We start from the raw sequence: 18,911 nt of genomic DNA, 5'->3' as shown, positions 1-18,911 counted from the left end.
GGCGTCAGCGCCATCCATCCCGTTTCCCATGCTTCAAGTCGGGCCTCGGCATTTTTGATCGGAAGAAACCTTTCTTCGCGGTCTCGCCGCGCGCAGAGCTTTAGCCGAAGCCCAAATGCCTCGATGATCGAGTCGGCGTTCCCTCCGGATTGGTCGATGTGGGGCTTCGCCAATGGCGACGGGGGGCCTCGGAGGCAGTGCCTGGATAGACGTAAGGTCAGGCATGCAAGATGTCTGCGAGGTTTTCATCGCGACGGCATAGGACGAAGGATAGGGGCAATCATGAAAGTAATTTCAACGTAATGTAATTCACGGCACGGACAGGGAGCTGCGGAAAGCGTGTTCGAAGTTTGCCTGGAAACATCACATTGGTTGCAACTCAGCCAAATATTCAAGAAGGTGTCCATCTATTAATTAGGTTCTCTCTGGCGATAGACATCCTCCAGCCGTCCTCTCCGGTAGCGCTCGGGCAAGGGATCAGCCCTGATGGCGCCGATCCAGAGCGAGGCCGGGTCGAAGCGGAAGCCTTCGTGATAGAGGACGGCTTGGAGGAGCCCCGTGGAGATGTGGTGAAAGTGCTCGGCGTAGAGGAGAGGTCCCATCTCCTTGACGTCGCTTCGCGGCTCCTTCTCCAGTTCCCTGCGCACTTGGCCCGAGACGATGACCGTCAGCAGGGCCACGCAGATGACGATTTCGACGATGTGCTTTTTCCCTGAACCGATCGACGAGAGGCCGAAGTGGCTTTTAAGCTCCTTGAAAAAGATCTCCACGGCCCATCGGGCCCGGTAAAGATCAGCGATCTCCTCGGGAGAGACCTTGTCCGCCGGCAGATGGGTGACGTAGAGATGATATTCGCCGGTCTTCTCGTTTTTGACGCCGACGAAACGAAGGGGACGGAAGGCAGGGTCTTCCTCAATCTGAAGCAGGTACCCTTCCATCCACGCCTCCGTCGGCATGAGGGGGCTTTCGGCCGTCTTGCCCGAGAGGTACGGAAAAGGCCCTGGGAGCGCGATTGAGAAGCCCGAGTTGAACGTTCAGCTTCGCCGCCGCGGTCGTGCTCCTGGCGTCGGGAAAGCTCTAGGGAACCTCTGAAAAAAGCGCCTTTCATGAAGTCGCATCAGTGATGATGTAATTGGTAGAATAGAGCTGTAGCGCCGATGTCCTCATCCCCTTTTCAAGGAGTGCGAGACGCGAGATCAGCGACAGAAAACCCTTGCCGACGCCCAGACCTTCGAGAGATACAGGAAGCCTACCCGGCGGGAGAAGTTCCTCTCCGAAATGGAGGCTGTGGTCCCCTGGAAGGATCTCTGCGCGCTCATCGCTCCCTTCTATCCCAAGGCCGAACGAGGTCGTCCACCGGTTGGATTGGAGCGGATGCTCCGAATCCACTTTCTCCAGTGCCGGTTCAACCTCAGCGACCCGGCAGCGGAAGAAGCCCTCTACGACATGGAATCGATGAGGCGCTTCGTCGGCATCGACCTCGGGAACGAGCCTGTCCCCGACGAGACGACCATCTGCAAGTTTCGCCACCTTCTCGAAGCGCACGACCTGGGGAAACGGATCTTCCGTGAGGTCGATGCTCACCTGCAATCGAAAGGACTGCGCCTTGCCGAGGGAACCATCATGGACGCCACCATCATCGCCGCGCCCTCGTCGACGAAGGACAAGGAGAAGAAGCGAGACCCCGACATGCATCAGGTAAAGAAAGGGAACCCGTACTACTTCGGCATGAAGGTCCACATCGGGGTGGACAAAGACAGCAAGCTGGTCCACAGCCTCGCGACCACGGCAGCGAATGTCCACGACTCCCCGATGGTCGGAGACCTTCTCCACGGAGCGGAAAAGGGAGTCTGGGGCGATTCGGCCTACATAGGCAAGACGGAGACGATCCGGGAAAAGGCACCCGATGCCGTCGACAACACCAACAAAAGAGGGTCACGGAACAGGAAACTGACCGACGAAGAACAGTCTCACAATCGTATGCTGTCCAAAACGAGGGCAAAGGTGGAGCATGTCTTTTTGATCGCGAAGCGAGTCTTCGGATTCACCAAGGTGCGTTACAAGGGGCTCAAGAAGAACACAAGCCATGTCCACGTGATTTTTGCCCTGTCCTATGGTGGACCCCATTGTCAAGACCATTTGAGGCCCGAAGTTAGTTAAAGTCAGACCGCCATCGGTCCCTCCCGGTCGGCAAAGTGAACCTCCCGCGGTGTCCTGTAGTTCAGTGAGGAGTGAAGCCTTTCGCCGTTGTAGAAGTCCATATACTCCCGCAGGCCGCAGCGGAGATCGCGGACCCGCTCATAGTCGTTCAAGTAGAGCCACTCATACTTGAGGGTCCGCCAGAAGCGTTCCACGAAGATGTTGTCGAGGGCCCTGCCACGACCGTCCATGCTGATCCGGATCTCCTTTTCCTTGAGCAGAGACAGAAAGGCCTTACTGGTGAACTGACAGCTCTGGTCGGTGTTGAAGATCTCCGGCGTTCCCTGCCGAAGAGCCCTGTCGAGGGCGACGACGCAGAACTCTGCGTCCAGGGTGTTGGAAAGTTCCCAGGAGAGGACGAAGCGGCTGTGCCAATCGATGACGGCCGCGAGGTACATGAAACCGCCACTCATCGGGAGGTAGGTGACATCGGTGCTCCAGACCTGATTCGGTCTGACGATGACGGCGTTCCGGAGCAGGTAGGGATAAATCTCATGTTCGGGGTGAGGCTTGCTGGTTCCCGGTTTGGGGCCAATCCCTTCGAGCCCCATAAGCCTCATCAGCCGTCCGATCCGTTTGCGGTTCACGTCCTGTCCCTGTCGACGCAGCCAGGCCGTCATCCGGCGGCTCCCGTAAGAGGGGGCGCAGGTGTACCGGCCGTCGATGAGCTCCATGATTTCAAGGTTCTCCGCCGTCTCCGTCGCGGAAGAGCTCGCGTAGTAGAAGCTGGACCGGTTAAGATCAAGGAGGTCACATTGCCGACGAACACTGATCGAAGGGTGCTCGGGATCGATGGAGGTCCGCTTTCCCTCAAGCGTCAGCGCCTGATTTTTTTTTGAGCCAGTCGAGCTCCATCTTGAGCCGACCGATCTCCTGGTAGAGGGGGGCCATCAACGTCTCGACATCCATCGGAGTGCCTTTGCGTTGAAAGATCTCCGGACCCCCTTGCAGAAGCTGCTTCTTCCACTGACCGATCTGGACGGCGGAAACCTCGAACTCACCCGACAATTGAGCCAGGGTCTTATCCCCTTTCAGGGCAGCGAAGGCTACTTTGCTTTTGAACTCCGCTGAACGCCTCTGTCGCTTGGCTGCCATGATGTCCCCTCTCTTTCTGGGACCCTATGATACAGCCCGACTTCAACTGCAACTTAGCTCGTGGTCCAGTTTTCGGGGTCCACTATAGTCCAACCTGTACATGGTGAGAAGGCTTTTATTGGAGATGGATAGGGCGTAGTGTCTTCAAAAGCCGGCAAAACAGCAACCATAAGGCAAAAAAGAGCCGGTAATAGCTCCACATAGGCAACTTGCCTGACGCGACAGGCTGAAATGGCACACAGCGCACGAATTCAGCCACCAAGAGGTACTGTTGGAGCTCGCCGGATCTTTTTTTCAGAGGTTCCCTAGGCCAGATCGGGATGAAGAGGAATCAGGGTGCTGTCGATGGCGACGATCTCCCTGATGTCGCAGGCCTCGAGCGACTCCGTCGCCCTCGTGGGGAGCGCCTCGAAGACGACGCGAGCCATGGCACGCTCCAGGCATCTTTTGAGGAATTCGAGCCGTTCCGGCGTGAAGCGATCGTAGAAGGCGGGCCAACTCATCTGGTCCGGTGCGACTTTCTGATGGCTCCAATGGAGCTGGAGAAGACACAGGCGGCTCGAAGAGCCGAAAGCGAGAACCAGATGCCCAAAAAAAGATCATCGGGTCGAGATTGCGGATCCCTTCGACGAAGCCCGATGCCTTGGCCTGCTCGAGAATCCACCGGCGCGGAAAGAGTTCCGAGAGCCGCTGCCCCACCTCCTGGACCAAAGGATTTTCATAGCTTTCAAGACTTGGCGTTCACATGGGATCCTTCCTCCTGGTCGATGCAAGGGATAACTCCATACTAACAGGCATGTCGGGCAGGAGTTCTAATCGTCGTTCCATACAGAATATTCGGCTAAGTTGCAACCAATGAGAAGGCCTCCAGAGAAAGCTTCTGTGTCGACAGGGGCATTCCCGTCGCGGCCCTCTGCGACGCCCGCATCTTCCTTGCCGACAGGGGCTGCCCGGACCGGACATAGGGGCGACTCCGCGGCCTGCCTGAAAAAACTGGCCCCGAACTACCGGGGCGCCGGGCGCTTCGTCGAAAGGCAGGCCATCACCTCGGAAGGCTTCATCGCCGCCGACGGAACCTCGGCCGTCGGATTTGCCCGGGAGATCCGGAGGCACTTGGGAGTGAGGGGAGAAAAAGAGCCGGATGACGGGTCCGGCACGTTCAGGGGTGGGTTTTACGGGCAATGAAAATTTCTGACGGATCCTCGCGTGCCTGTGGTAGCTCTCTTCCGCAAGGGGGGCTTTGGCCGGGGCGCCTCAAACATAACCCCTGCGGAGGGCTAGTGCCTAGAGGAAGCTAAGATCAATGTGCTAAAAATATCATACTTTATTTTTGAATTGTGTAGTTCGTGTAGTGTTTTTATAAAAAAAACGAGAAAGACAATAGCACTGAAAAGAATGGACCAGGAAAATACACGTAATATTGTATCTTTTTGTTCTTTCTCTTGCATTTGTCGTATTTTTTGGTATAAACAAAAGAAAAAAATAGCCATAATAAAAGCAAAAAAAACGGCTAAAGGTTTGTCTAGTGAATTTAACTGATCAATAGGATAAAACACAGTAATTGGTAGCATGAATATAGGAGATATCTTGAATAAAAAACTTAATATATTAAAAAAATTAATGTTTGATTCTTGAAGCATGGTTTCTTGATAAATTCTTTTATGATTATTGCTCATAAAGGAATTATTTAATATATATTTAATATTTTTTCGGTTTTGCCTCTCGGCTTTGAAGAGGGTTATAGTTAAAAAAAAGTAAATAAAAAAACAAACAAGCCACAAAACATACCATCCTCCTATCCAGTACCTTATTGATTTGGTCTTATTGGCTATATCTTTATAATTAAATATAAAATAGATTATTCCTGAATATGTTGCCCCTGCTACTGTTCCTCCAAATATCTTAAGGTTATTTGAGTGTCTTTCTATGAGTTTGAGCAATTCAATGTCTTTCTCTATTTTCGAGTCTACAATGGGTTGATAATGTGGAAAGGCAGTGGGATTAATTGATATTATAAACTGACCTTTATTTAGACTGCTTACAATACTTATGTCAGGTGAAGGTTCCGGAAGGATTTCCCCTCTTTGTTCTCTATCCACTAGATGTTGATAGAGAGCCATTTGAGCGTTATGGATTGCATTTGTTGGGGAGTCGGCGTGTACGGTGACTTCAGGAAGATCGGGAAATTCGATAGTGTATCCGTTTGTATCATGAGTAAAGATAGCGGGAAAAACGTGTTCAGTCGCCATCATAAACCTCCATGCTTAATAATGGATTTCCATTATCTGTAAATTAGCCAAATATTCAAGAAAGTATCCACTTATTAGCCAGGTTCTCCCTGATGAGAAGCACCCTCCAGCGGCCCTCTCCGGTGGCGCGGTCCCGACGGCGCCGATCCGAAGCGGGGCTGGGGCGAAAGGGAAGCCTTCGTTCCGGTGCCCTTCCGCCTGGCCCTCCGCCTGCGGACGGGGGGGCTTGCGGCCCTCCGCAGGCGGGATCGATCGCGTCCGTGGCGCCTATGTCCTTCAGCTGAAGGTGTAGGTCGCGTTTTGTTTTCTGTAGGCGTCGTTGTCTTTCTCGCTCAGTTCGGCTTCAAGCTGAGACAGCTCTTTTTTCAGGTCCTCGAGCTGGTTCTCGTCGGCGGGGGTGCCTTGAAGTCTTTTTTCGAGTTGGGTTCTTTTCTCTTTTAATTTCTTTATTTCGGAATCGACCCGATCGGTGTTCGTCGTGCAAAGGGTGCCTTTGTCTTTCTTGTCCGATTCGGAGGTTGTCGCTTTTTCCTCTTCGACGGATTTTTCGTCTTCTCCGGTGCCCGTCGCGCTCTCCTTCCGGGCTTCAGGTGAAGTCGGGTCGGCCGAGCTCGCGGCTGATCTGGCCTTTTCGCTGGGTTCGGGGGTGTAGACGCCGGAGGGCGTTTCGGCGTCGTCACCGCTGGGGATGTACTCATCCTGCGGGGCTGTCGGGACATTCTGCTGAGAGGACGAGTCGGGCCTTATCTTGGTGTCGATCTTTTCTTCCGTGGCCAGGCCCTGGTTTTTTTCTTCCTTAACTGGACGGGCGTTCGGGCAGCAGGCGGAATCGTCGAGGGGTTTGATTTGCATGGAAATTCCTCCTTTTGTGTTGTGGGGAAGCTTGATCCGATCTAATTTTCACAAAACCATTCCCCGTCCGAGGCCTCGGAACATGACGTCGAGCAGCGACGGCTGCCCGACACCATGGCCCGAGGGGAGGTCGGGTTTTCGGCCTCGCCGGAAGGGGAGGGGCGGCGCGTTCCGTCCAAGGGCTTTCGGCGGATCCGTCCGGGGATGCGAGTCCGAGCGGCGGGGCCGTTCGGCCTCCATGGGGCGGGCGTCGTCAAGGTGTCGTCGCTCCGGCGGGGGCTGGGCGGGAGATGCAAGGGTTACAGGGGCTTTTCATGGTGCATCGTTCTTTATCGATTAGCCTCACTTTATCACTGCGTAAATTAATGTCAACCTCAAAAAAAAGGCCTCCCCGTCTTGCCGACAGGAAGGCCTTTTCGTTTCATCTGGTGCCGGGGGGGGGACTCGAACCCCCACAGTGTCGCCACTGGCGGATTTTGAGTCCGCTGCGTCTACCGTTCCGCCACCCCGGCTTGCGGTGTTTATGATGCCACACCCCCCGGGGCTTGTCCAGAGGCGGCGGGACGGAACTTCCGCCCGCGCCCTCGGCGGCCGCCTGCAGGTCTTCCAGGCTGAGAACCAGGTCATTCTCCTCGAAGGGACGGCTCATTCCGTCATCATCTCCGGAATCTCCAGCCGCATCGCTCCGACATATCCGCCTTTCGTCTCTTTGCTCATCATGCCGCCTCCTTTGCTCGTCCGTTCGCGGCCGTCTTTTTTTCAGCCCGGCCGTTGCTTACCGACCTTTCCGTTGGGGAGGAAGGAGCAGAGGACCTCGATCTGTCCGTCACGATGAATGATGCGGGCCGGGGCCTTGCCGAAAGCAAAGGTGCGGACTGCGGGATGGAAGGGTTCCTTTGTCGCGAAGGGTTCCGGGCTCGACGATCGCGGCCACGCTCCGACGCCGCTTCCCGTTGTGGCGTCTTTGTCTCCTTATCGATATCGCTAATAAATTTATCGATATCGATCATGTCGTAGCGTCTTGCTGATGCCATGTCAATATCGAAACATCGATATCGAGCAGTTTTTGATATGATCGTTTTCAGAGAGGAGGTGAAGCCATGCCCTTCAGCTACAAGCCGTTGTTCAAGACGCTGATCGACAAGGACCTATCGAAAGAGGACTTGCGCCGGGCCATCGGGGCCGCTCCCTCTACGTTCACCCGCATCAACAAAGGGGAGTCCGTTTCTCTTGACCTGCTCGACCGCATCTGTACCCGCCTGGACGTCCCCATAGAGGCCGTCATCAGGCACGAGAAAGAGAATCGGACGGGGGAAGGAGAGGCGCCCTGAGTCGCCGGAACGTGCCCGGCCTCCGTTGCAGGAAGGCCCCTTCCTTCGCGGGGGGGCCGTTGACGGCTCTTCTTTCCGGCGGGGTCTCTCGGCATGGGGTGGATTTCCGGGCGCCGAGCGTCCGCCGCTGTTTTCTTCTCCCGTCGGTCGGGGCGATGTCCCGGTCCGGGGAAAGGATGAAGAAAGCCTCTCCCCGGAGGGAGAGGCTTTCCGCTGCGGATCAACAGGGGCCCCGGCGGTACGGTAAGGGCGAGGGGCGCTGTTTCCCCGAATCGGAGACTCTGCCTTTCGCCGGAACGTCGGCTCCGTCGCATCGGTGGCTCGATCCGTCCCGGCCCCTGCCTCTTCGCCTCCCGGAAGGCGGGATCTGGAATCTCCGGGGAAGGGGTGGTAGGGTAAAAGCGGCCGTCATTCATCGAGGAGGTGCTTTTCGTGAGAGGAAGGATTGGGGCTCCGCGGTTCCGGGGGCGGGCTTTTGCCGTTTTTCTGCTTCTGTTTTCGTCCTTCTGTTTCGGCCTTTCCGGGGCCTTCGCCGCCACGTCGCCCGAGGTGTTCCGTGGGGCCGTCGAGGGCTCGGAGCCGGAGGTGAAGCTCCTTCGCGATCTGGTCGAGACGCTCCGTCCCGAGAGTCTGGAGCTGGTCCTCGAAGGGGGGCCCGACGCGTCGGGATCGATCCGCCGCCTCTATCTGGAGGCCCGCGGCGCCGGTCAGGGGGCGCTGCGCGTCGACGCGATCCGTCTGGAGGCCCTTTTCGTGAAAGTCGATCTCGACGACGGCTCCGAGGGGCTCTCAGTCGTCGAGGCCGTCCAGGGCTATTTCGAGGGGCGCGTGACCGAGAAGGATCTCAACGACTGTCTCCTGGGGGCGACTCTTTCGGCCGGTTCGGCCCAATGGCGCGATCTTCATCTCGATCTGCGTCCCGGCGGCTTTTCCGCCTCGGCCCGCTTCGCCTCGGGGGCCATATCGGCCTTCGTCGAGATCTCGAGCCGTCTGGCCATACGGGACCGGGACCGTCTCGTCATGGAGGGCTACCAGGTCTCGGTGAACAATTCCGAGACCGATATGGCCCAGATCGTCGAGGCCATCGAGGAGGCCCAGCCCCTTCTCGATTTCCGCGATTTTCCCTTTCCCGTCAGGCTCCGCCAGCTGAAGATCGACGACGATTCGCTCCTTCTGTCGACGGCGACGGCTCCGACGCGCTTCGAGGGAAGGACGCTGCGCTACGAGGCGCGCTGAGGCGCAGGTCCCTCAGGGGGCCTTTTTCAGGGCCCTTTCGATGGCTTTCAGGATGACTTTGCTGCTGCCCGTGGCTCCCGATACGGCGTCGACTCGGAGGGACTGGGCGGCGAGGACGCGGTCGACGACGATTTCGGCCTTTTCGCCGCGGCCGTTTTCGTGGCGCAGCAGGTCGATGGCGGTGACGACGCCCCCTTCGACGGTGACGCGCACGTCGGCGGCGACGAGTCCCGTGTCTTCGGAGCCGACGTAGGTGCCGTTTCCGACGGAGGCGAAGTCGACGTCGGCCGGTCTGTAAAGTTCGTCAGGCTCCCGGCTCTTTTTCCGGTCTGCCCATGCGGACCCGAACCCTGTGTTTGCCCCGGTCTTTGCTGAGGCCGATGATTCCCCCTCTGACGGGCTGTCCGTCGATTTCGACGGAGGCGACGCCTCTTTCGCAGTGGTCCGGGTTGGCGACTTCAATTTCGTAGTGGGCTTCACCGTGGCGGTAGCGTATCTGGAATCCGTCCCACCAGCCGGGAATGACGGGGGCCAGTTCCAGTGTGTCGCCCCGCACGTTGAGGCCCAGGATTTCCTCCACCCAGGCGCGGTACATCCAGGCCGCCGAGCCCGTGTACCAGGACCAGCCTCCTCGGCCGACCTGTTCGGGCAGACGGTAGATGTCGGCTGCGACGACGTAGGGTTCGACGCCGTAACGCCACAGGGCCTGCGGTTCGCGGCTGTGCTCGATGGGGTTGAGGAGGCGGAGGATTTCCGTCGCCCTCGTGCCGTTTCCGCTGCGGGCCATGGCCATGGCCAGCCAGAGGGCGGCGTGTGTGTACTGGCCGCCGTTTTCGCGCACTCCCGGCGGGTAGCCCTGGATATATCCCGGCGAGGGTTCCGTCCGGTCGAAGGGAGGATCGAAGAGGAGGACGAGTCCTTCTTCTTTTCGGACGAGGCGGCTCCAGGCCGCGTCGAGGGCCTTCCGTGCCCGGTCGGTTTCGGCGGCGCCGCTGAGCCAGGCCCAGGATTGGGGCAGGGAAAAGATCTGTCCCTCGTCGCTGCTTTTCGAGCCCAGGAGGGTTCCGTCGTCGAAGGTGGCCCTCCGGTACCACTCTCCGTCCCAGGCGAAAGCCTCGATCTTTTCGATCAGCGCTTCCCGTTCCGCCTCGAAGGAGCGGCCTGTTTCGTCCAGCCCCATAAGATCGGCCATCTCCGACATTCCCCTCAGAACATGGACCATGAACCAGCCCAGCCAGACGCTCTCTCCTTTTCCTCCGGCGCCGACGCGATTCATTCCGTCGTTCCAGTCTCCCGATCCGATCAGGGGCAGGCCGTTGACGCCGAAGCGTTGACTGTGGGCCAGCGCCCGACGGCAGTGCTCGAAGAGGGTGGCCCTTTCCGCCGAGGGACCTGGTGATTGGAAACTCTCCTGCTGGTCGTCTTTCAGCAGGGGCGCGTCAACGAAGGGGACGAGTTCGTCCAGGAGGGTCCTGTCGGCGGTTACGTTCACGTAGCGGGCGACGACGAAGGGGAGCCACAGGAGGTCGTCGGAGATCCGCGAGCGGATCCCCTCCCCGCCGGGGGGATGCCACCAGTGCTGAACGTCCCCCTCCTTGAACTGTCGGCTTGCCGCCTGCAGGATGTGTTCCCGGGCCAGCCGAGGACGGGTGTGGAGAAGAGCCATGACGTCCTGCAGCTGGTCGCGGAAGCCGAAGGCGCCGCCGGACTGGTAGAAGCCGGAGCGTCCCCAGATGCGGCAGCTCAGGTCCTGGTAGAGCAGCCAGCGGTTGATCATGAGATCGGCCGAGAGTTCCGGCGTGCGGACCTGGATCGTTCCGAGGAGATCTTCCCACCAGGCCTGAGTCCGCCTCAGCGCCCTCTCCGGGGCGGTGCTGTCCCTGTAGGTCTCGACCAGACTGCGGGCGGCTTCGATCGAGGGCGCCTGACCGAGCATGCAGACGATTTCCCGGCGCTCTCTCGGTGCCAGGGTCACCGTGACCTGCAGCGCGGCGCAGGGGTCGAGGTTCGCTCCGGTCCGGCGTGAAAGCCGGACGCGTTCCATCGCCGCCGGGTTTTGGGGCGAGCGGTTACGTCCCAGAAAGGCCGTCCTGTCTCCCGTGTAGGAGCCGACGGGTTCGCTCACGGCGGCGAAGGCCACCTGTCCTCCGTAGTCGCCGTGATAGGCGTTGCGGGCCACAAGAGCCTGGGCTTCGTCGTCCCAGGTCGTGACGATCTGCATCTGAGAGGCCTCGCGCGTCTCGCCCAGGGCCCATTCCACGTAGTAGGTGACCGAAAGTTCGCGCGGCTGGTCCGAGTCGTTGAAGAGGGCCAGTCTCTGCAGTTTGATCGGCTCTCCGCCCTGGTCGTCGACGGGGACGAAGACGGTCAGTTCCTGGTCGATTTCGTGGCTGTTGTGTTCGAAGACGGTGTAGCCCGCCCCGTGACGGGCGCGGTAGGCTCCCTCTTCGCGGATGGGGGAGGCCGTCGTCGTCCAGTAGACTCCCGTCTCCTCGTCGCGGAGGTAGATCGCCTCCGAGGAGGGGTTCAGGACGGGGTCGTTGGACCAGGGCGTCAGACGGTTGCGCTGGCTGTTGCCTTGCCAGGTGAAGCCGGCTCCCGTCTCGCTGACGAGGGTGCCGAACGTCGGGTTGGCCATGATGTTGGCCCAGGGCGCGGGCGTGTCCATGGAGGGGCCGAGGTAGATGACGTATTCGCGGCCGTCGGGGGTGAATCCTCCCAGGCTGTTGAAGAAGGGGAGCTCCATGAAGGGAAGGACGGCCGATGGACCTCGTCGATCGTCTCCGGTCTTTTTGATTTCGGGCAGGACCGATCCCTCGGGAGCGGCCGCGGCGATCTGCTGAGGCAGGGTGCCCCGGGCCGCCGCCAGGGCCACGCTCGCGACGGCTCTCAGCAGCGTCAGGTCTTCCGGCGGAAGGAGGTCGGCCGTGAGGAGGCGGATGTTGCCCGGCTGTTCCGGCCCCGGAGCCGTTCCGTGAGATTGAATCAGGCGTTCGAGATCGTTGCGGAGCGGCTGTTCGTAGCCGCTGTTCTCCTCGTTGAGAAGGACCAGATCCGTCGAGAGGCCCTGCAGGGTCCAGTAGGCGTGGGCCTGGAGAATCTGGCGGACCAGTCCCATGTCGCGTGCCTCGCCGATGGAGACGAGAACGAGGGGCAGGTCTCCCGAAAGGCCGTAGGCCCAGAGTCCCGACTGTCCTTTCCTGTTCGCGGCGATGTGTTGCGGGGCCGAGCGCAGGAGGGCGTTGGGGTAGAGGATGTGGCCTGCGATCTGCTGAAAGCGGCGCGCCTCGTCGGGCTGAATCCTCAGAAGACGCAGGTTGAGCTGAGCCGAAGCCCAGGCCATGTCCATGGCCTGATCGATGGCATGCGGTTCGCCGAACTTGACCATCAGATCCGTCACTTCCCGACGGGAGGAGCCTGCGGCCAGGATGAGGGAGACCTCCCTTCTCTCTCCCGGTTCCAGAGTGATGCCATGGCGCAGGCTGAGAATGGGATCGATGACGAAGCCCTGGCTTCCTCCCGGTTCGAGAAGGGCGCCCATGGGGGCCGAGAGGGAGTGCCCCCGGCCAATGAAGCGGCTCCGATCCGTTTCGAAGCGCAGAGGGGCGGGGAAAGATGTGTCGGCGTTTTTCGCCGCAGTCAGGCGGTGCCCCACGTAGAGGGTCCTCTCGTCGTCGCTTTTGGTGCGACGCCAGGCCAGGAGGGCCCTCTCTTCGGTCAGGGCCTCGGTCTGAACGAAGAGCTTGCTGAAGGCCGGGTGCTGACGGTCTGCCCTGTGCGGCGCCAGTGCCAGTTCGACATAGCTGGTCAGTTCGATCCGCCGTCTCTGGGTGGAACGGTTGATCAGCGTGATCCGGCGGATTTCGACGTCGTCTTCGGGGGCCACGATCATTTCCGTCTCGCTTTCGATCCCGTCGTCGATGCGGTGGAAGACGGCCCGGTCGAGGGTGAAGTTGACGCGGAAGGAGGCGGTCTTGCCGTCCGTCGGGTGGTAGGTGTTGCACCAGAGACGGCCCGAATCGAGGTCGCGGAAGTAGCAGAAGCTCCCCTGGGAATCCCGAGTCGGATCGGATTGCCAGCGCGTGATGTCCAGATCCTTCCAGCGGCTGTAGCCTCCGCCTGCGGCCGTGATCATGAGGCCGTAGCGCCCGTTGGACAGGATCTGGGTCTTGACCGTCGCCGTATGGGGCGTGTCGAAGAGGCTGACGGCGGGGGCGGCTTCACCGACGGAGGATACGGAAGAGACGCGCTCGCGGGTGGCGATGTGCTGCAGCGGCGGCGAGGTGGGGATGCGCTCGTAAAGCAGGGATTCCACGGTGCGCACGCGCATGTCTTTGTGGAAGTGATCCCGGAGGCGGTTCTCGTGAAGGAAATTGTTCAGGGCGAGGAAGCTCATTCCCTGATGGTGGGCCATGTAGGCATGGACGATCACGCCCGAGCCGGATTCATGGTTCGCCCGTCGGCTGTAGTCGATGGCCTCGTAGTAGCCGTATTCTCCCAGCAATCCCAGGGCGGCCAGGCGCTTCAGATTCTGCAGGGCCTCTCGGGGCTCGAAGGCCAGGGCCAGGAAGGTGGCGTAGGGCGCGACGACGATCTTGTCGACGAGTCCCCGCTTCAGACCCAGCTCGGGAACGCCGAAGGCCTGGTATTGGTAGGTCTTCTGGATGTCGAGGTCTCCGAAGGCGCATTCCGATGTCCCCCAGGGGACGTGGTGTTTGCGTCCGAAGTCGATCTGGATTTTGACGGCCTCTCCGGCGGCCTTGTCCAGCAGCGTCTTGTCGTAGGATCGCTGGAAGAGCAGCGGCATCAGGTATTCGAACATCGTTCCCGTCCAGCTGAGCAGGGATCGCCGTCGACCGATGGCTCCGTAGGGCCGTCCCATGGCGAACCAGTGCTGAATGGGGATCTCCCCCCTGGCGATGGCGATGAAGCTTCCGAGGCGCGCTTCGCTTGCCAGAAGATCGTAAAAGGCGCGGTCGAGACGGCCCTCGGAGACGTTGAATCCGATGGAGAAGAGGTGGCGGTCGGTGTTGTAGAGAAATTTCATGTTGATCGACCGGGCAAGCTCGCGGCTTTCGTCTGCCAGGCCTTCGATGAGGCCTGCCATCTCCCCGGCCAGCCACTTCGACGTGGCAAGGGCTTCTCGGAGTTTTCCGATCCACGGCGAGAGGTTTTCCGCCACGGAGGGGGCTTTTTCCAGAGCCTGGAGGAAAAGGGTGCCGTCATCCCTGCCCTCCTTCAGCTCCTTGAGGGAGGGGGAACGGGTCAGGGCCTGTCGGAAGGAGGAAAGGGCTTCCGGAGCGAGGGTCCGGATCTCCTCTTCCGTCTTCTCAGCCAGCATTTCGATCCAGCACAGGTAGCGATCGGCCAGGTTCAGCAGGGCCGACACCTGCCGAGCCGTCTGGTCGGTCCAATAGGCCACGTCTCCCGGCTCGTCGGAGCCGTCGGCGCTCTTCTCGGAATGGAGGGCGAAAGGCGTTCCCGTCTGTCGCAGCAGGTGCAGGCGATCGGCGACGGAATCGGGCGGAGAGGCCCAGGCGTGCAGGAGGGAATCCAGTGAGCCGACGGGGAAGGGGGAATTTCCGTCCTTCAGAAGGGCCGCTCTCAGAAGAGCTCCTGTGTCATGAAGCCCGGCGAAGAGCCGGTCGTCGAGGATCGGCATCTCGACGAGAGCCTGGAGTCCCTGATCGAGAGTCAGGAGAGCGCCGAGAAGGTTCCCGCTGTCCACGGCGGAGACGTAACGGGGTTCCAGGGGCTGCCCCGTTTGAACGTCGTACCAGTTGAGGAGATGCCCTTCGTGGCGCTCCAGTTTCCCGATGGCCCTCATCGTCGGCGTCATCGTCTGAACCACTCCGTCGGCGGTCAGGTAGCCGAAATCGCGGGCGCTCAGCACGCTGACCAGGTAGAGGGCGATGTTCGTCGGACTCGTGCGCATGGCCAGCCCCTTCCGGTAAGAGGCCTGATAGTTGTCGGGGGGGAGCCAGGAGGTCCCGCCGTCGACGAAATCGGCAAAATAACGCCACGTCCGTCGGGCGATGAGCCTCAGAAAGGTCCGATCCTCCGGGGCGACGAGGCTTCGCGGTGATCGAGGAGGCGGAAGCCTGTTGAGCAGCCAGCCTATAAAGGGCGAGACAAGCCAGAGCGTCAGCCAGGGCGTCGCCGACAGGAGGCTGGTCGGTCCTGCCTGGGCGACGGCCCCGAAGACGAGCAGACTGAAAAGGCTGGCTGCGGCCATGGAAAGCCGCAGGGGGCTCCCCTGGGGGCCTCTTTTGTTCTGTTCCGCCTGAGCCGAAGTCCATTCCAGCAGCTTGCGGTGCGAGATGAGGCGGCGGTAGACGACGCGCGTGACGGCGTCCAGGGCGAGAAGGCTCTGATGGGGAAGCAGGGCCGCCTCGACGATGACCCGCAGCAGATCGTGGGCCCCTTTTGCGAGCGAGGTGCCTCCCAAACCCCGCCCTGCCGCCCATCGGAAGGGCTGCAGGAGAGAGTGGAAGAACAGCTGTGTGGCCACGAGGACCCCGGCGGCCAGGGAGGCTTCCGCGGAGACGAACCATGCGGCGACGAGCAGGGCCAGGCTGGCCGACGGGAGAAGGCTGCGGCGGAGATTGTCGAGGATCTTCCATCGGTCGAAGCAGGAGAGCGGGTTGGGCCCCCTTCCTCCCTTTGCCAGAGGGACGCGGGCCATGATCCATTCGGCGATCTGCCAGTCGCCCCTGATCCACCGGTGCTGGCGCCGGCTGTACGTCCGGTAGTCCTGAGGGAATTCGTCGAAAAGCTCGATGTCGCTGGCCAGCCCCACCCGGACATGGGCTCCCTCGATCAGGTCGTGGCTGAGCAGCCGTGCCTCGGGAAAGCGCCCGGAAAGGATCCGGTCGAAAAGACGCACGTCGTAGATGCCTTTGCCGTGGTAGGAGCCCGCTCCCGTCATGTCCTGGTAGACATCGGATATGGCCTGGGTGTAGGGATCGATGCCGACGGGGTCCGAAAAGAGGCGGCTGAAGGGGGAACCGCTCGTGCTCGGAAGGGAGGGGCTCACGCGGGGCTGAATGAGCGTGTACCCCGACCGGACCTGTCCGTTCCCGTCGAGGCGCGCCCGGTTCAGCGGGTGGGCCAGCGTTTCGATCATCCTGCGGGCCGAGCCCGGCGGCAGCTGGGTATCGCTGTCGAGGGTGATGACGAACCTCACGTCGGCAAGTCTCTCCGGATCGCCCGTGCAGACCTGTTTCGCTCCGTCGCGGGGTCCTGTGCCGGAGATGAGGCCGTTCAGCTCCTCCAGCTTTCCCCGCTTGCGTTCCCATCCGATGAATTTCTGTTCGCTTTCGCTCCACGTCCGTTCCCGGAGGAAGAGGAAGAAGCGCCCGACGCCATGTCGTTTTTCGAGTTCTTCCATGCTCTGCGTCATGACGCTCAGCAGAGTCTCGTCGTTCTTGTCGTGGAGGCTGTCCGAATCGAGATAATCGGGGTAGAGGGCGAAAAGGAGATTCTCCTCGCGGTTGGCCAGAAAGCGGATCTCCAGTTTTTCCACTTCGGTTTTGATCGCCTCTTCGTCGGACAGCAGCATGGGCACGACGACGAGAGTCCGAAAGGCATCGGGAATCCCCGAGGTTCTGAAGTCCATTTTGGGCAGGGAGCGTGGAGGGAAGAGGGCCATGACGAGGAGATTCAGCAGTTCAAGGGCTATCTGGCTCGCCGGAATGGCCGCAAGGAGGGCGAAGAGGACCTGCGTCGCCGGACTCTGCCGGTGAAAGCCGATATGGAGGGCCGTCAGGAGCAGCGTCACGGTCAGAGTCGTCAACCCGACGAGGTAGAGGGGCGAGTGGTTGGCGTGAGCCCAACTCAGGGCGCGAAAGCGAAAAGACTCCCGGCAGCCGACGAGCTGGGCCAGATCGTTTCGCTTTTCGCCTATCAGATAGGTCCCGACGTGATCCTGCCGTTCGGCATCCTCCGAGGAGGACGGGGCCGCCGCCAGGTCGACGGCTTTCCGGGCGATGGCCTCCTCGCTCTGATCCGATCCCCGGCGCAGGTCCTCGACGGCCCGGCGGTAGCGGTCGCGGGTGGCGAAATCCATTCGGGGGTAGATCCCGGAAGGATCTCGGCGCAGCGTCTCCTCCACCTGGCTCAGCCTCTCGAAACACTCCTTCCAGTCGAGGAGGGCCAGTCGGCGGAGGCTTCCGAAGGCGTTCCCGATGGAAAACTCGTCTTTCGTCTGGCGTTTCCTCTCCTGCATGAGGATCTCCTTCAGGGACTTGCCGAAGGCCTGTTCCAGCCAGCTTCGCACGGGAACCAGGACCGCGCCTTCGTCGTAGAGAGAATCGACGAGCTGAGCGGCGAAGTGAGGGCTCGGGTCCGGAAGGGTTTGAGTCAGTTCCGCCATGAGGGGAAAAAGGCCGTTGGGATTGTTCCGGTTGGCCGTGACCAGTCGGTTGGCCCATAGGTCGGCCGACTCGTGATCTCTCAGTTCCGTCAGGGCCCGATCGGCGATGACCTCTATCCCCTCGATCAGGGCGATGCGGAGCATTTGAGGAAGAGCCCAGAGTTCGCCGATCAGGAGGGGCTTCTCCTTCTGATAGGCCTCGGTGAAGGCCAGAATGTTCTCCTCCTCCAGGTGGAGATCGGAGAGGGCGACCAATTCCCGGGCCAGGTCGTAGATGCGGGGATGACCGCGATGCGGTCCCTCGGCCAGGGCCGGGAGCTGCCGGTAATAGCGGCGGGGGAGGTTGAGACTCACGTCCCGGGCGTTGCCCTCGAAAAGGTATTCGTTGTCGAGGAGCCACTCGGCCGTCGATGGAACGCTCTGCAGGAGGCGCGAGGCTTCGGATAGATCGAGGCAGACCTGCTGCACCCACCGGCGGCCCCTCTCCAGCCGTTTCAGGAGTTTTCTGTCCCTCGGAGGGCGGACATCGAGCCGATGGCCCCTGGCCAGGCGTCGGCTCTGTTCCTGAAGCGGCGCGGGATTGGGCGGGACGCTGCCGGGGGGGCGGCTCTCCTTGAGACGGTTCGGGTTTTCCCTTCGTGGGTGGAGGACGAAGATGGTCGGAGCCATCTCGCCCTGTCCCAGCAGAACGGTCATGGGGTCCCGCAACTGTTCGATGGGCGCCAGAAGGACCAGGGCCGTTTCGCCCGGAATGAGACGACGGGCTTGCCTTTCGAGCTCCTTCCTGCCTGTGCCGAATCGGAAGTGCCCGATCCAGAGGTGACTCAGGGCGAGCCCGGCCAGACCGCCGACAGGGACGGACAGAGAGAATGACCCGTGATGAACGGGGAAGAGCAGGGCGGAAAGGCCCCCGAAAAGGGCGAACGCAGCGGCCTGCAGGCCGATTCGGACCCAGGGGGAGACGTCTCCGATGGAGAGCGTGCCTTCGGCGCTTCGGCTTACCCGGGCGATGTGCCGATAGCCCTTCCGCCTCAGGTCCTTCAAGGCTTTCCGGGCTTCATGGCCTTTGACGAAATAGCCGATGAGGGTGGCCTTTCCCGACGTGGAGTTCTTTCGGGAAAGAGATCGCCACAGGAGAGAGAGCCTCATTCCCCGTGCCCGTCTTCGGGCGGAGAGCTGTCGTCTCGAAGGGAAGGACCTGTCGTTCCGTTGGTTTTCATGGAAATATCCCCTTTCCTCCTGCCTCTGTTGCCCGCCTCTTTCCCGCGGAACCCTCTCGAGGGCTGATCCCTTGACGGTCCGCGAGGTCGGCCCGGAGGCGGGTTCCCGCCCGGCCCTGCGGTGACGGAGGGGGCGTCGGAGGAAACAGGCACGATGAGTATCTTTTTTCTGACTTCATAGAATATTTTAACATTCTATCGCGACGCAGTCCACATAAAAAGGAGCCCTTCGGATGGGGAGGCGGTCTTTCCTCTCCTCCCCGAAAAGAAGGTAGAGGGAATTCCGAAAAAACTTATTCAATATAATGAACAGGCTGCGTGTCGGAGAAGGCAGGGGCGATGAAGCGAAAGAATC

Annotated in this window: 9 protein-coding genes, 1 tRNA gene and 1 pseudogene; 3 read left to right on the top strand and 8 right to left on the bottom strand. The window is 60.5% G+C overall.

Going from position 1 to position 18,911, the window contains the following annotated elements; genetic code table 11:
* Positions 1-410: 410 nt before the first annotated feature.
* The gene (locus KAR29_RS10855; protein ID WP_274373009.1) at positions 411-938 is read right to left on the bottom strand and encodes a transposase; all 528 of its coding nucleotides are present in this window, start codon (positions 936-938) and stop codon (positions 411-413) included.
* 262 nt (positions 939-1,200) lie between these two features.
* On the opposite strand from KAR29_RS10855, the pseudogene KAR29_RS10850 reads away from it, so the two are divergent.
* Positions 1,201-2,160, top strand: a pseudogene (locus KAR29_RS10850) (IS5 family transposase); the annotation flags it as partial.
* A gap of 2 nt (positions 2,161-2,162) precedes the next feature.
* Here the strand turns inward: KAR29_RS10850 and KAR29_RS10845 are convergent.
* The 5 genes from KAR29_RS10845 to KAR29_RS10825 form a co-directional block, all read right to left on the bottom strand.
* A protein-coding gene (locus KAR29_RS10845; protein ID WP_274373008.1) for an IS3 family transposase occupies positions 2,163-3,294 on the bottom strand; the annotation gives its coding sequence in 2 pieces (ribosomal slippage) (positions 2,163-3,027 and positions 3,026-3,294; 1,134 coding nt in all).
* A 305-nt stretch (positions 3,295-3,599) separates the two neighbouring features.
* Complete coding sequence (locus KAR29_RS10840) at positions 3,600-3,797, bottom strand: hypothetical protein (protein ID WP_274373007.1); 198 nt, start codon at positions 3,795-3,797, stop codon at positions 3,600-3,602.
* Positions 3,798-4,571: 774 nt separating this feature from the next.
* On the bottom strand, positions 4,572-5,543 hold the full coding sequence (locus KAR29_RS10835) for a type II toxin-antitoxin system HicB family antitoxin (RefSeq protein ID WP_274373006.1): 972 nt from the start codon (positions 5,541-5,543) through the stop codon (positions 4,572-4,574).
* Between the two features lie 276 nt (positions 5,544-5,819).
* Positions 5,820-6,395, bottom strand: coding sequence for a hypothetical protein (locus KAR29_RS10830; RefSeq protein ID WP_274373005.1), 576 nt, complete (start codon positions 6,393-6,395; stop codon positions 5,820-5,822).
* A 426-nt stretch (positions 6,396-6,821) separates the two neighbouring features.
* Positions 6,822-6,907 (bottom strand) — tRNA-Leu (locus KAR29_RS10825).
* A gap of 588 nt (positions 6,908-7,495) precedes the next feature.
* On the opposite strand from KAR29_RS10825, the gene KAR29_RS10820 reads away from it, so the two are divergent.
* Together KAR29_RS10820 and KAR29_RS10815 are read left to right on the top strand one after the other, a co-directional pair.
* The gene (locus KAR29_RS10820) at positions 7,496-7,726 is read left to right on the top strand and encodes a helix-turn-helix domain-containing protein (protein ID WP_274373004.1); all 231 of its coding nucleotides are present in this window, start codon (positions 7,496-7,498) and stop codon (positions 7,724-7,726) included.
* A gap of 432 nt (positions 7,727-8,158) precedes the next feature.
* Positions 8,159-8,962: an LmeA family phospholipid-binding protein gene (locus KAR29_RS10815; protein WP_274373003.1), complete on the top strand. Its 804-nt coding sequence runs from the start codon at positions 8,159-8,161 to the stop codon at positions 8,960-8,962.
* A gap of 12 nt (positions 8,963-8,974) precedes the next feature.
* On the opposite strand, the gene KAR29_RS10810 is transcribed toward KAR29_RS10815, so the two are convergent.
* Both KAR29_RS10810 and KAR29_RS10805 read right to left on the bottom strand, forming a co-directional pair.
* A complete protein-coding gene (locus KAR29_RS10810; RefSeq protein ID WP_274373002.1) occupies positions 8,975-9,175 on the bottom strand; it encodes an FMN-binding protein in 201 nt (66 codons plus the stop codon).
* A 91-nt stretch (positions 9,176-9,266) separates the two neighbouring features.
* Positions 9,267-18,485: a GH36-type glycosyl hydrolase domain-containing protein gene (locus tag KAR29_RS10805; protein ID WP_274373001.1), complete on the bottom strand. Its 9,219-nt coding sequence runs from the start codon at positions 18,483-18,485 to the stop codon at positions 9,267-9,269.
* Between the last annotated feature and the right edge of the window lie 426 nt (positions 18,486-18,911).

The sequence above is a fragment of the Aminithiophilus ramosus genome (assembly GCF_018069705.1).
Classification (GTDB): Bacteria; Synergistota; Synergistia; order Synergistales; family Aminithiophilaceae; genus Aminithiophilus; species Aminithiophilus ramosus.
This window is presented reverse-complemented; position numbering and strand designations above follow the sequence as displayed.